Annotated in this window: 13 protein-coding genes and 1 pseudogene; 4 read left to right on the plus strand and 10 right to left on the minus strand. The window is 71.6% G+C overall.

The features are described from left to right. Positions 1-9 precede the first annotated feature (9 nt). From BV907_RS02705 to BV907_RS02715, 3 genes are all read right to left on the minus strand, one after another. A complete protein-coding gene (locus BV907_RS02705) occupies positions 10-420 on the minus strand; it encodes a VOC family protein (RefSeq protein WP_077488389.1) in 411 nt (136 codons plus the stop codon). Positions 421-430: 10 nt separating this feature from the next. Continuing rightward, positions 431-874: a helix-turn-helix transcriptional regulator gene (locus BV907_RS02710; protein WP_077488114.1), complete on the minus strand. Its 444-nt coding sequence runs from the start codon at positions 872-874 to the stop codon at positions 431-433. Between the two features lie 90 nt (positions 875-964). Then, entirely contained in the window at positions 965-1,213 is a 249-nt protein-coding gene (locus BV907_RS02715; RefSeq protein WP_077488115.1) for a ubiquitin family protein, read from the minus strand. A 117-nt stretch (positions 1,214-1,330) separates the two neighbouring features. On the opposite strand from BV907_RS02715, the gene BV907_RS02720 reads away from it, so the two are divergent. Beyond that, positions 1,331-2,821: a CYTH and CHAD domain-containing protein gene (locus BV907_RS02720; RefSeq protein WP_139346568.1), complete on the plus strand. Its 1,491-nt coding sequence runs from the start codon at positions 1,331-1,333 to the stop codon at positions 2,819-2,821. 38 nt (positions 2,822-2,859) lie between these two features. On the opposite strand, the gene BV907_RS02725 is transcribed toward BV907_RS02720, so the two are convergent. From BV907_RS02725 to BV907_RS02735, 3 genes and pseudogenes are all read right to left on the minus strand, one after another. Continuing rightward, positions 2,860-4,113: a CBM96 family carbohydrate-binding protein gene (locus tag BV907_RS02725; protein ID WP_245827754.1), complete on the minus strand. Its 1,254-nt coding sequence runs from the start codon at positions 4,111-4,113 to the stop codon at positions 2,860-2,862. Positions 4,114-4,147: 34 nt separating this feature from the next. Beyond that, entirely contained in the window at positions 4,148-4,441 is a 294-nt protein-coding gene (locus BV907_RS02730; protein WP_175637341.1) for a hypothetical protein, read from the minus strand. A gap of 120 nt (positions 4,442-4,561) precedes the next feature. Then, positions 4,562-5,538: pseudogene (locus tag BV907_RS02735) on the minus strand (serine/threonine dehydratase). 140 nt (positions 5,539-5,678) lie between these two features. On the opposite strand from BV907_RS02735, the gene BV907_RS02740 reads away from it, so the two are divergent. Then, positions 5,679-7,313, plus strand: coding sequence for an HNH endonuclease signature motif containing protein (locus BV907_RS02740; protein WP_077488117.1), 1,635 nt, complete (start codon positions 5,679-5,681; stop codon positions 7,311-7,313). A 43-nt stretch (positions 7,314-7,356) separates the two neighbouring features. On the opposite strand, the gene BV907_RS02745 is transcribed toward BV907_RS02740, so the two are convergent. Together BV907_RS02745 and BV907_RS02750 are read right to left on the minus strand one after the other, a co-directional pair. Beyond that, complete coding sequence (locus BV907_RS02745) at positions 7,357-7,938, minus strand: dihydrofolate reductase family protein (RefSeq protein WP_077488118.1); 582 nt, start codon at positions 7,936-7,938, stop codon at positions 7,357-7,359. Next, the gene (locus BV907_RS02750) at positions 7,938-8,882 is read right to left on the minus strand and encodes a 5'-3' exonuclease (RefSeq protein WP_175637342.1); all 945 of its coding nucleotides are present in this window, start codon (positions 8,880-8,882) and stop codon (positions 7,938-7,940) included. Before BV907_RS02750 ends, BV907_RS02745 begins: the two co-directional genes overlap by 1 nt. Before the next feature lie 34 nt (positions 8,883-8,916). Between BV907_RS02750 and BV907_RS02755 the strand changes: the two genes are divergently transcribed. After that, positions 8,917-10,245, plus strand: a complete 1,329-nt coding sequence (locus BV907_RS02755) for an MFS transporter (protein WP_077488120.1) — start codon at positions 8,917-8,919, stop codon at positions 10,243-10,245. 403 nt (positions 10,246-10,648) lie between these two features. Here the strand turns inward: BV907_RS02755 and BV907_RS02760 are convergent, their stop codons facing one another. Together BV907_RS02760 and BV907_RS02765 are read right to left on the minus strand one after the other, a co-directional pair. Further along, positions 10,649-10,885 carry a hypothetical protein gene (locus BV907_RS02760; RefSeq protein WP_077488121.1) on the minus strand — a complete coding sequence of 79 codons (237 nt, stop codon included), beginning with the start codon at positions 10,883-10,885 and terminating at the stop codon, positions 10,649-10,651. Between the two features lie 36 nt (positions 10,886-10,921). Beyond that, complete coding sequence (locus BV907_RS02765; RefSeq protein ID WP_077488122.1) at positions 10,922-11,623, minus strand: HAD family hydrolase; 702 nt, start codon at positions 11,621-11,623, stop codon at positions 10,922-10,924. A 49-nt stretch (positions 11,624-11,672) separates the two neighbouring features. Here BV907_RS02765 and BV907_RS02770 point away from each other — a divergent pair, with 49 nt between their 5' ends. Next, positions 11,673-12,401, plus strand: coding sequence for a DUF72 domain-containing protein (locus BV907_RS02770; RefSeq protein WP_077488123.1), 729 nt, complete (start codon positions 11,673-11,675; stop codon positions 12,399-12,401). Positions 12,402-12,544: the final 143 nt, after the last annotated feature.

A 12,544-nucleotide genomic window follows, 5' to 3' on the forward strand; every position in this document is an offset into this window, starting at 1 on the left:
GGTGGCGCTTCAGCGGATCTCTTGGATGCGGATCTGGTTGCCGGCCGGGTCGCGGAACGCGCAGTCGCGCATGCCGTACGGCTGCAGGGTGGGTTCCTGGATGACCTCGGCGTCGGTGGCCTGGACCTTCTCGAAGACCTCGTCGAGGTTGGGCGTGGCCAACAGGATCCAGCCGTAGGTGCCCTTGGCCATCATCTCGGAGATGGTGCGGCGCTCGTCGTCGGTAATCCCCGGATCGGTGGCCGGCGGGGCGAGGAGGATCGAGGTGTCCGGCTGGTTTGCCGGGCCGACGGTGATCCAGCGCATCGTGCCCTGGCCGACGTCCTGGCGGACCTCGAAGCCGAGGGCGTCGCGGTAGAACGCGACCGAGGCGTCGGGGTCGGTGTGGGGGAGTGCGGTTGCATGAATGGTGAGTTCCATGACCATCACGCTAGGACGTGCGGGGGGGCCATGCTTCTCGATTCCTGATCGGTCTGTACACCTGCTTGGCGATGCACGGCAGCATGCCCTCGGTGACGTCAACACCGTGGTCCCGGTAGACGCTCGGCGGCACGCCGACGAGTTCGGAGAAGCGTGTGCTGAAGGTGCCCAAGGAGGAGAAACCGACCTCGAAGCACACGTCGGTGACGCTGAGCTCTCCGATACGCAGCAGGGCCATGGCCCGCTCGACGCGCCGCGTCATGAGGTACTGGTACACCGACTCGCCGTACGCGGCCCGGAACTGCCGGCTCAGGTGGCCCGCCGACATGTGGACGCCGAGGGCCAGCGCCTCGACGTTGAGCGGCTGTGCGAACTCGCGGTCGATCCGGTCCCGCACGCGTCGTAGCAGGGTGAGATCGCGCAGGCGCGGGTCGGAACTCGCTCCAGTGGTCACGTTCCCGATCGTTTCAGGCAGGGCGGATGCTGTCGAGGGCCACCCCGGCCGCCGGGGCCCTGGCCCGACGTCGTGGCCCGACGTCGTGGATCAGGCGAGGACGACGGCGAGCCCGTCGCCAGGATGCAGCATGCGGCGCCCGCCGCCGTCGGCCACGATCCAGACGACGGTGGAGTCGGGCGTGCGCGCGTCGAACGTACCGTCGAGCTCGATGCCGTCGGGGAAGGTGACGCGGACCCGGTCGCCGGTGTCCAGTGTGTGCCAGACCGGATCGATGGGTCGGGTCGACGTCGAGAGAAGTGCTTGCTCCAGAGCCAGTCCGTTCTTGCGGCGTGCCATGTGGTCCCCTTCCTGTGGCATACGGCCTGAGGGCACCGTATCCGCGGCGGATGAACCGCCGGTGAAGGCAATCTCTCCGGCATGGCCACGCCTGAGCTGCGGATCCTAGAATGCTGCATGGTCAAGATGCTGGCTGAGCATGCCCCTGCCGTCCTCGATGCGGCCCCCGGGGACAGGTTCCCCGCGCTGCAGGCGCTGCCCGGCGTCGCGGCTGTCGGCCAAACGGCCGAGGCCTTTGAGCGGGACGAGTACTTCGACACGCAGGATCTCCGCCTCGCAGGCAGCCGAGTCGTCCTCTTCCGGCGTACCGGCGGGCAGCGGGAAGGCTGGCACCTGGAGCGGGATTCCGACGGCGGGCAGGGTCACCGCGTCGAGCCACTGGGAGACGGCGACGGCCCTCCTGCGGCCCTCGTGGACGCGGTGCAGGCCCATGTGCGCGGGTCGGCCCTGAGCCCCGTGGCCACGGTTGAAGTACGACGGCGGACCTCGCCGCTGCTGGGCAGCGACGGCCGGCTCGTGGCGGAGGTCAGCGACGATCACGTCCGGGGCGAGCCGTTGACCGGCGTAGGCGCCCCGGAGGAATGGCGCCGGTGGAGGATCGAGCTCGCCGATGGCTCCGAGGATCTGGGCAGCGCGCTCGCCGAGGCCTTCCCCGAGGCGGAGCCGGACCGGAATGTCGAGAGCCTCGTCCGGACCCTGGGCACGGCGGTGGCTGACCGGGGCCGCGGCAGGTGGCCCCGCTCCCGGATCGTCAGGGCCTTCCTCGCGTACGCGGGGGAGCAGGCGGACACGCTGCTCGAGCTGGATCCGCTTGTCCGCGAGGACGCCCCGGACTCGGTCCACCAGATGCGCATCGCGTGCCGGCGGCTGCGCTCCGCCCTGTCGACGTACCGCGTGGTGGTGGGCACGGAACGCAGCCAGTCGCTGCGGGACGAGCTGCGCTGGCTGGGGAAGGTCCTCGGCCGGGTCCGCGATGCCGAGGTGATGCGCGAGCGGCTGGAAGGTCTGCTCCGGGAGGAGCCCGCGGACCTCGTCGTCGGGCCCGTGGCCCAGAGCATCGCCGAGGACCTCGGCGCCGAGTACCAGGAGGGATCGGCCGAGCTCGCCGAGGCGCTGCGATCGCATCGGTACTTCGCGCTGCTGGACAGGCTCGACGCCCTCGTCGCGGATCTGGCCGCAGACACAGGGCCGAAGGGCAAGAAGCCGAGCGTCAAGAACGTCACGCGGCGGGACACGACGAGGCTGTGCAAGGCCATCCTCGCCGCCGACGAGGCGCGCGGGAACGAGGACGCGGACGAGCACCTGCACGAGGCGCGCAAGGCCGCCAAGCGGGTGCGCTATGCGGCTGAATGCGCCGCTGTGTTCGGCGCCGGCAAGGCTGGCAAGCTCGAGAAGCGGGCTCACGAGATCCAGCAGGTCCTCGGCGAGCACCAGGACGGCATCGTCACCGCGGACCTCCTGCGCCGCCTTGCCACGGACGCGCACGCGCGCGGCGAGAGCGCCTTCACCTACGGCCGGCTGCAGGCGCACGAGCAGCGCCTCGCACAGGAGAGCGAGGCGGCCTTCTTCACGCTCCGCAGCAAGCTGCCCAGCAGGCTCGGCGGCTGAGGCCGAGCCCGCGAACCGTCAGCTGCTGGCGCGGCCGGTCAGCTGCTGGAAGCGGCGTAGACACGGACCCAGTCGACCCTCATCTCCCCCGCCCCGTTGGTGGTGCCGTCCGGGAACCAGTCGAGCTGGAGAGTCTGGTGCATCGAGCCGGGCGGCTGATGCGCCGGGTCGGTGTCGCGGAACCACTCGACGCCGTCGACGTAGCCGATCATCCCCGCCGGTGACCAGTCAATGGCGTAGTTGTGGAACCGTGCGACGTCGAGCGTCTTCTGCGCAGACACCTGCGAGTTGGAGCACGAGTAGTGCAGGAAGAACCTGATGACGTCCCACGCGCCCGTCGTCTCCGCGTAGTCAACCTCGCCGTCGCACGGCCAGTTCTCAGAATCGGGCCAGAGGATCGAGACCAGGTGGTACTCGTTGTCTCCCGAACCAGCGGCGCGGACCTCCCAGCGCCCATACTTCTGGTTGGCGAACTTGGCGCCCATGCCAGCAGTGGTGCCGTCCGGCGTGCCGGTCATGACCATCGTGGAGCCGTCGACCGTGACCTGCTGCGGGCTGCGGATGCCGTTGCCAGCATGGCCAGGGCTGTCGTAGACATTCCACTTGGCGGCGTCCGGAGCCCCGGTGTAGTTGAACTCGTCTCCGGCGACGACCGGTCCCCAGCCCAAGGTGCCGGCGGCGGTGGGCTGTTCCGTAGGCGTTGGGGTCGGTGTGGGCGTCGGGGTTGAGTCGGCCGCGGTGGTGACGACAAGCTGGGGCCGCTTGGTCGCGTCGGTGGCCTCCTTGGACTTGAAGCCGAGCCATTTCTTGGCGTTCGACTCCAGCTTGAGGTTCACCTCGCCACCCGTCGCGCCCACGCCCTGGGTCACGTCCCACTCGACCCACGCGCCGTTGGCGAAGCCGCCCGTCTTGCCCAGCCACGTGCCGCGCGCCGGGGCGTTGTTCCAGGTGACGCCGGTCTCGGTCCAGCCGCCCGCGGTCGTGTAGATGTCCACGAACTCGGTGGATCTGGCTGACGCCTCGGAATAGGCGCGGAGCTTCGCGGAGACGACGTGCTCGCCGGCCGGGACGGCCACCTTGAACCGGAGAAGCGCGTTGCGCCACATGCCGGTGCGGCCGTCTGTGGACCACCGGGCAGAGGTGCCGAAGTTCTGCGTCGCCCTGTCGTGCTGGACATACGTGTCCGCGACGGGGGAGAGGGTCACGGGTCCGGTGGCTTGGGCGCCGACCCCCATGACCAAGGCTGCGGCGGCGAGGACGCCAGCCGCAACGATCGACACAACGCGCTTCATGACGGACCTCGAAGATCGTGGTCGAGCCGCGGTCTCAGGCGATCGTGACGGCGCCCTCTGGAGACGATCGGGATGTTTGTGCCTGTGGCTGCTCGCCGAGGCCGAAGAGCTCCTCGGCCACGTCCGAGCGGAGCCGATAGTCCCTCGTCTCCCTGGGGAACAGCGGGCCGCGGACCACGTAGTAGCCCCGCCCCTCGCCGGGGCCGCCAGCGGCCCTGTCGATGGCGTCCCGGAGCGATGCATCCAACACCTGCTCCGGCCCGCCTGCCCTCAATTGCTCGAGCTCCTGCGGGGACAGCGCCCCGAGAACTCCTTGGATATCAACCATCTGCCTGGTCCTTCCACGACGCCTTTCGGCAACCCACGCGGCCCCCCAAACAAGTGGACGGCCATCATAGGACGCTGAGGCGAACATGCGAAAGGGGCTCGACAGAGGCCCCAATCCCCGCTACGGCCTCCGCACCAGATCGCCGGGATCCGTGGTGGCCCCGCAGAGGAGGACGCACACCGTCTCCCCGCCCGCGGGCCGGTAGTCCTCGGGGCCGAGGATCCCGGCCAGGGCGGTGCCGGCGCCGTGTTCGACTGCGAGCCGGCGGTCGTCCCGCAGCGCCTGCCGGGCCCGCACGATCTCGGCGTAAGGCACGAGGATCGAGCTGACCAGCCCATGCTGTGCGGCGCGCAGCGCCATCTCGGACGCGCGTCGCGCGCCGAGGGAGTCGGCGGCGACGGACGCCACGGGCACGTCGACCGGCGTGCCGGCCTTGAGGGCCGTGTTGAGCGCCCGGCAGTTTTCCGGTTCGACGGCGACCGTCCGGATGCCGTGGTGCTGCGCGGCCGTCGCGGCGCCGGCAAAGAGCCCACCACCGCCGACGGCGACCACCACCACCGTATCGAGGCCGGGCACCTGGGCGCGGATCTCCTCGAGCAGCGTCCCGGCACCGGCAGCGATGAGGGGATGGTCGTAGGCGTGCGAGGCGAGGGCTCCGGTCGCCGTGGCGAAGTCCTGGCACGCGGCGAGCGCCTCGGCGTACTGGCGCCGACGAGCCGCGCGTCCGCGCCGTAGCCGCGCAGCCGCTCGACCTTCACGTGCGGGGCGCTCGCGGGGAGGAAGACGGTCGCAGGGATCCCTTGGTCTCGGGCGGCCCACGCGCAGGCCAGCCCCGCGTTCCCGCCGGACGCGATCGTGATGCCGGCCGCGGGCAGCGTCCCCGCCTCGCGGTGGGCCTGGATGAAGTTCTGCGCGCCTCGGGCCTTGAACGTCCCGGTGTGCTGCATGAACTCGAGGGCGAGGTGGACGCCGCCCTGCCGCCCGCCGTCGTCCGCGGCCGCCGCAACCTGGTCCGCGGGAGCGACGACGACGCGCCGCACCCGGCCGGCGATCCGCCGTGCGGCGGCCTCGATGTCCGTATAGCTCAGGGCATGCATGCCTCAGTCTCCTCATGTCGGGCCAAGGGGAGGCCCCTACGCACTGAAGCGCGGTTTCCCCAGGCGGGCAAAAGCCAGGCTGGTTCGTTCGAGTGGGACTCCGCGCGAGAATTGTCGGAGGTGCGTGCGATCGTTATGTCATGGGAGGGGAACACTGCTTCGACGGAGGGCCGGGTGAAGAGGACCCGGATCCGTGGCTGGCCTCGGTGCCGCCGGATCCTGCGCCGTGGGACGAGGACCCGGGGGACACGCGGTTCATCGACCCGGACCGGATGGACCCGTGCGAGCCGGGGTACGAGCGGATGATGGAGGGCTGGGCCGAGGCGGAGCTGGCGGCCCTGGCCCGGGACGTTCCGGACTTCGATCCCGACGCTGCGCTGATGGACTGCACCCTGACCAGCCCGGCCGTGGGCGGCATGCCCCGGGTGCGGGTGATGCACGCCGCGGGGCTGGTCGACTCCATCGCCGGCACCGAGGCTGCCATCGCCAGACTGGAGGCCGGGCGGGCGTTCGACATCGCCGGGCTCGTGCGCGCCTACGGCGGCGCGGCCGAGAGCGCAGGAGAGCGCCTCGAGGCCCCGGCCCTGGCCGCGTCCGAGATCGCCGCCCGGCTCAGGCTCTCCCAGCGCACCGCCCGGGCCATGGTCGAGGAATCCCTCGCCTTGACAGACCCGGCGTTCGCCCCGGTGCTCGAGGCGATGCAGCAGGGCCGGTTGACCCGCCGCCGCGCCGCCGTGATCCTCGACGCCGCCGTCCCCGTCCCCGTGGCACAGCTGGCAGACTTCGCCGCCGCCGCCACAGGCATCGCGGCCCCGCAGGACCCGGACCGGGTCCCCACCGTGCCCGCTTTGGGGCGGCGGCTGCGACGCCTGGCCGAGGACTACGCCGACGAGCCCCTCGCCGCCCGGAAGGCCAAGGCCGCCGCCGACCGGCGGGTGGACCTCGTCCCGGCCGGGGACGGCATGTGCCACCTCACCGCTTACCTGCCCCTGGAGACCGGCGCGCTCATCGACACCCGGCTCAACGCGATCGCCCGCGCCCTCCAGAGCCCGAACGAGGCCAGGACCGTGAACCAGCTCCGCGCCGACGCCCTCGCCGATCTCCTCCTCGGCGCCGGGACCGGCTCGCCCGCAGCCTCGCCCGCGGGCGGGGTGCGGACCGAGCTCGTGGTCACCGTCCCGGCCGCGACGCTGGCCGGGGCCTCGGACACGCCCGGGGAGATCCTCGGCTACGGGCCCATCGACCCCGAGGCCGCCCGCCGGATCGCCGCGCAGACCAAGCACTGGAGCGAGCTCGTCGTTGCGCCCCTCACCGGGGCGCCCCTGGCCATCGGCCGCGTCCGCTACGCCCTCACCGCCGCCATGCGCCGTTTCCTGGCCCTGCGGGATGCGACGTGCCGCTTCCCCGGCTGCGACAAGCCGGCCGCGGCGGCCGAGGCCGACCACACCCACGAATGGGCCCACGGCGGCGAGACCGACACCGACAACCTCGCCCTCCTCTGTCCCGAACACCACCGACTCAAAACCCTCGGCCACTGGGCCGTCCGCCAGATCGGCAGCCCCCAGAACTCAGACAGCGAAGGCGAGGGCCCTGCCGATGCCGCAGTCGCCGCGGCCAGGGACGAAGCGACGGACCGAAGCGGGGACGATGCGAAGGGCGGGAACACGACGGCTGCCCCGGAGTCCAACACCCCACCCGGCACCCTCGAATGGACCTCGCCCTCGGGCCGCCGCTACATCACCTACCCCCACGCCGACCCACCGCCACCGTTCTAGGCAGGGCCCACAGGGCGCACAGGGCCCGCCGGGACGACCAGGCCTACCCCCGATCGGGCGCGTAGTCCGCGATCAGCACCCCGGTGTCTGTCGCGCGGCTGTGGGCGAGCTGCAGCGACGCCCGCGCGCCGTCGGCGAACAGTCGCCGTCCGGCGCCCAGCACGATCGGGTGGATGAACAGGAGATACTCGTCGATCACGTCCGCGGCGATGAGCGATCCGATCAGCTCCCCGCTGCCCATGATCACGAGGTTCGTCCGCGAGGCATGCCTGAGGTCCGCCACGGCGGCCGGAACGTCGCCGTGCAGGAGGGTCGAGTTCGGCCACTCGAGCGTCGCGGCGTCGTCGCGGGAGGCGACGTACTTGGGCGTGCTGTTGAGCGCGTCCTTGAACGTGCCGCCCTGGGTGTTCCAGGACGAGAGCAGCTGATCATAGGTGCGCCGACCGAACAGGAACGCGTGGTCGGCCCCCATCCGCTCGCGCATCACGGCTGGAATCGACTCGTCGCTGCGCGGCACGGCCCAGCCGCCGTCCTTGAACCCGTCCCGCGTGTCCTCGTCCGCGGTCCCGGGCCCCTGCATCACGCCGTCGAGCGTTACGTGGTTCATCACGATGACCTTGCCCATCAGATTTCTCCCTTCGCATCGAGCGCCCCGAGAAGCCTTCCCACCGAACCGCCCAGGTTCCACTCTGTGGCGAGCCGCTCGAGCTCGGCGCGCGGCTCGCCGACGACGGGGCGAAGCCGGGCGCCGGCCTCCTCGGGCGTGGGCAGGTCCAGGTCCCGCACCACGTTGACGACGGCTGGTGCCACCGCGAGGTAGTCCGCGGCCGCGGCGAGCCTCATGCGCACGGGTGCGGGCAGACCTCCCGTAGGGTCGGCGGCCGCCTCGAGCAGACCCTCGAGCGTGCCGTGCTCGGCGAGCAGCGTCGCCGCGGACTTCTCGCCGATGCCGGCGACACCGGGCAGCCCGTCGGACGCGTCGCCGCGGAGCGTCGCGAAGTCGGCGTACTGCTCGGGGAGCACCCGGTACTTGCCCACGACGACGGCGTCGGTCACCACCTCGAGATTCCTCATCCCGCGCGCGGTGTAGACCACGCGGACTCCGCGCGCGTCGTCGACCAGTTGGAAGAGGTCGCGGTCGCCGGTGACGACGTCGGTGGGGACCTCGGCACGGCTCGCGTAGGTCCCGACGACGTCGTCGGCCTCGTGTTCCGGCGCGCCGACGACGGCGATGCCCGCGAGCCCGAGGACGTGGCGGATGAGGGGGACCTGCGCCTCGAGCGCGTCAGGGACGGTCTCGACGTCGGGCCCGCCCGCGACCTCGCGCGCGACCCGGTGGGCCTTGTAGGTCGGGATGAGGTCGACGCGCCACTGCGGGCGCCAGTCGTCGTCCCAGCAGGCGATGAGCTGCGTCGCGGCGAAATCCGCGGTGAGCCGGGCGATCATGTCGAGCAGGCCGCGGACCGCGTTGACCGGGGTGCCGTCCGGGCGGCGGATCGAGTCCGGCACGCCGTGGAAGGCGCGGAAGTACAGCGAGGCGGTGTCGAGCAGCATGAGTCTCTCGGCCATAGCTGATCCTGACACATCGGCGCATGCTTGAGGCATGGACCGCGCGGAGGCGAAGCGTCTGCAGAAGCCCGCACGCGCCAGACATCTTTTCCTGGCGAGGCTGACCGCGGTTCTGATCGGCGGGATGTTCCTGGACGGCTACATCCTCGGGATCATCGGCCCGGTCACCGGAACGCTCACCGAGGACCTGGGCCTCTCCCCGCTCGAGGAGGGCCTCACCGCGGCGGCGGCACTGCTGGGCATCCTGTTCGGGTCGCCGCTCGGTGGCTACCTCGGGGACAAGTTCGGCCGCAAGCCGCTGTTCATGGCGGATATGGCCCTGTTCGTGGTCGCGTCGGCGCTGCAGTTCGTCGTGGACTCGCCGGTCCAGCTGATCCTCGTGCGCTTCCTCATGGGCGTCGCGATCGGGACGGAGTACTCGGTCGGCTGGCCGCTCATGTCCGAGTTCGCCCCGGCACATCTCAGGGGGCGGCTGCTGGGGGTGACCCTCATCGCGTGGTACACGGGCTTCATGGCCGCGTTCCTCGTCGGCTACCTGCTCACGGAATTCACTGGGATGGACTGGCGGGTCATCCTGGGCACGAGCACGGTCATCGCCGTGATCCTGCTCATCGCGCGGATAGGCCTGCCCGAGTCGCCGCGGTGGCTGTGGAACGTCGGCAGGCGGGAGGAGGCGCTGGGCGTCGCCCGCCGGTTCCTCGAGAGTGGGGACATGGCCGACGTCGAGCACGAGGACGTGAAGCCGGGGACCTTCGGGATGCTGTTCTCGCGGCAGTACTGGCGGGCGACGCTGTTCACCTCGATGTTCTGGTTCTGCGGCGTCGCGCCCTACTTTGCTATCGCGACCTTCGCGGACAGCGTGCTCCGGAGCTACGGGCTCGGCGGCGGGCTCGCGGGCGGCGTCGGCCTCTCCGCGGTGGCGCTCGCCGGCGCGATCACCACGGCCCTGCTCATCGACAAGGCCGGCCGGCGGATCCTGACCGTACCCCCGCAGTGGCTCTGCACCGTGATCCTGGCCGCCATCGGGCTGTGGGCGGGGGCGCCGCCCGTCGTCGTGCTCGTGCTGTTCCTCGTCTTCTCGTACTTCAACACCATGTACAACACGCTGACCGGGGTCTATCCGGGCGAGGTGTTCCCGACCGAGATCCGCGGGATCGGCACCGGGTTCGCCGCCGCCGTCAGCCGCGTGGGCGCCGGCATGGGCACGTTCCTGCTGCCGTACTCGATGACGACGCTCGGGACCGGGCCGTCGATGCTCATCGCCGCGGGGGTGGCGTTGGTGGGCGCCGCGCTCTCGCAGTGGCTCGCGCCGGAGACGAAGGGCAAGAGCCTCACCGAGACGGCGGCTGTGCTGACCCACTGACGGGGCAGGCGGTGCCCCTGCGCATCAACCTCGGCTGCCCCCGGAGTACCGTCGACGAGGCCGTCCGCCGCCTGGCCACCCCCGTCGCGAGCCTCTGACAGCCTCCTTGATTTCGGGTACGTATCTGGACGCCGAAACGGCGCTCCGGGTACGCAGCCGCGTACCCGGAATGGTGTTTTGCCGTCGAGATCCGTACCCGAAATAAAGCGGAGGACGACGGCGCGCGGCGACTCCCGTCGTCGTCCTCGCCCCCAGCCGAGCCCCTCCATACCGGGCACCGCCGCACCCCGACCGCCATGGCTGGCTGAGGCGCGCGGCATAGGGGACGGCCGGCGCCGGGCCAGACCAGCTGGTCCAGTCTGTCCAGCTGTCTCGGGGCCGTGCCGGCCGCTGCGGGAATGCCCTAGGACACCCTGTCCGCGAGCCCGCTCACGCCCGTCGCCTCGGCGCAGTGGGCGCAGCAGAAGATGCCTGCGCCGGATTCCACGCCGTGCCCGAGCACGCGGCAGCCGCAGTGGGCGCACGTCGGGGCGAAGGCGTGGATCGCGCACTCGAAGCTGTCGAAGGTCATGGAGCGGTCGCCCTGGGTCAGGGTGAAGGCCTTGTCGTAGTCGTTGCCGCAGATGTCGCACGTAGCCATGCCGGCTCGTTACCCCTGCCCGCGCCCGGGAAACGCCTACCCGCCGGCGAGTCCGCGCCCGATCGCGCTCTCGCCGAACCGATCGAGCAGCTCCCGCGGCGTGGCGTAGACCTCGACGGCCCCCGCCTCCGTGAGCTCCGCGCCGCTGTACCCGCCGGACGTGACGCCCACGGTGTCGATTCCGAGCGCCGCGGCGGCCTGGACATCCCACACGGCGTCGCCCACGTAGAGCACCTCGGAGGCGTCGAGGCCCCCGGCCCTGAGCGCCGCGACGAGGATGTCCGGGGCGGGCTTGGACTCCCCGGCGTCAGCCGCGCTCGTGGCGGCGTCGACGGCGTCGTCCGCCCCGACCGCCTCGCGCAGCACGGCGAGGTCCTGGTCCCGCGCCGACGAGGCGAGGACGACGGCGAGGCCCGCCTCCTTGCACGCGACGAGCAGCTCCCGCGCGCCGTCGAACCGGCGCAGATACGGCCAGTAGGTCGAGAAGACCGCCGCGTGCGCGTCGGCGATCCCCCCGTCCTCGTCCGTGTCCCGGTCCGGCCCGAGCAGCTCCGCGACGAGCCTGTCCGCGCCCATGCCCACGCAGCGGTGGATCGAGTTCATCCGCACGTCGTGCCCGAACTGGCGGAACGCGTGCCACCAGGCGAGCGTGTGGAAGTAGGTCGAGTCGACGAGCGTGCCGTCCACGTCGAAGAGGATTCCGCGCAGCGCCGCCATGGGCCGCCTCCCTGCTGTCATCGGGTCGGTGTGCGCCCCAGCCTATTTCGCCTCCAGCTAGCCTGTGGTCATGGGGTGGCACATCGGCACGTCGGGGTGGAGCTACGACCACTGGGAGCACGTGCTCTACCCGCCGGGCACGGCACCGTGGCAGCGGCTCGGGCACTACACGGCCGCATTCCGGACGGTCGAGCTCAACGCGAGCTTCTACCGCTGGCCGCGGAACACGTCGTTCGGGAGCTGGCGCCGGCGCCTGCCCGAGGGCTTCCTCATGTCGGTCAAGGCCCCGCGCGGCCTCACCCACGCGAAGCGGCTCTATGCCCCCGAGGCCTGGGCCGGGCGGATCGCGGACTCGTGGCACGAGCTCGGAGTGCGCCGCGGCGTCCTCCTCGTCCAGCTCTCGCCGCTGCACGCGCGCGACGACGCGCGGCTGGACTGGTTCCTCGGCTCCCTCCCGCCGTGGATCCGGACCGCGGTGGAATTCCGCCACCCGAGCTGGCACGCCCCCGAGGTCTTGGGCATCCTCCACCGGCACGGCGCCGCCTACTGCGTCATGAGCGGGGCCGGGCTGCCCTGCATCCTCGAGACCACGGCCCCGCACGTCTACGTGCGCCTCCACGGCCCCGACCACGACCACCTCTACGCGGGCTCGTACTCCGACGCGGACCTCGGCTGGTGGGCCGAGAGGATCCGCGAGTGGGACGCCGCCGGCCATGAGGTCTTCGCCTACTTCAACAACGACGGCGGTGGCAACGCCGTGCGGAACGCGCGCACCCTGGAGTGGATGCTCGGGGGCTGACGCCGCCTCTCCCGGCCGCCGCTCCCGGCAGCCAAACCGCCCCCGCAGCCAATCCGCCCCCGGCGGGGCTCCGAAGCATCCGTGCAAGCCACCGAACCGCCGGCGGATTCCGGCGGGACGGGTGAGCCGGGGCGCTCGGCCCG

Source organism: Sinomonas mesophila, assembly GCF_001999765.1.
Classification (GTDB): Bacteria; Actinomycetota; Actinomycetes; order Actinomycetales; family Micrococcaceae; genus Sinomonas; species Sinomonas mesophila.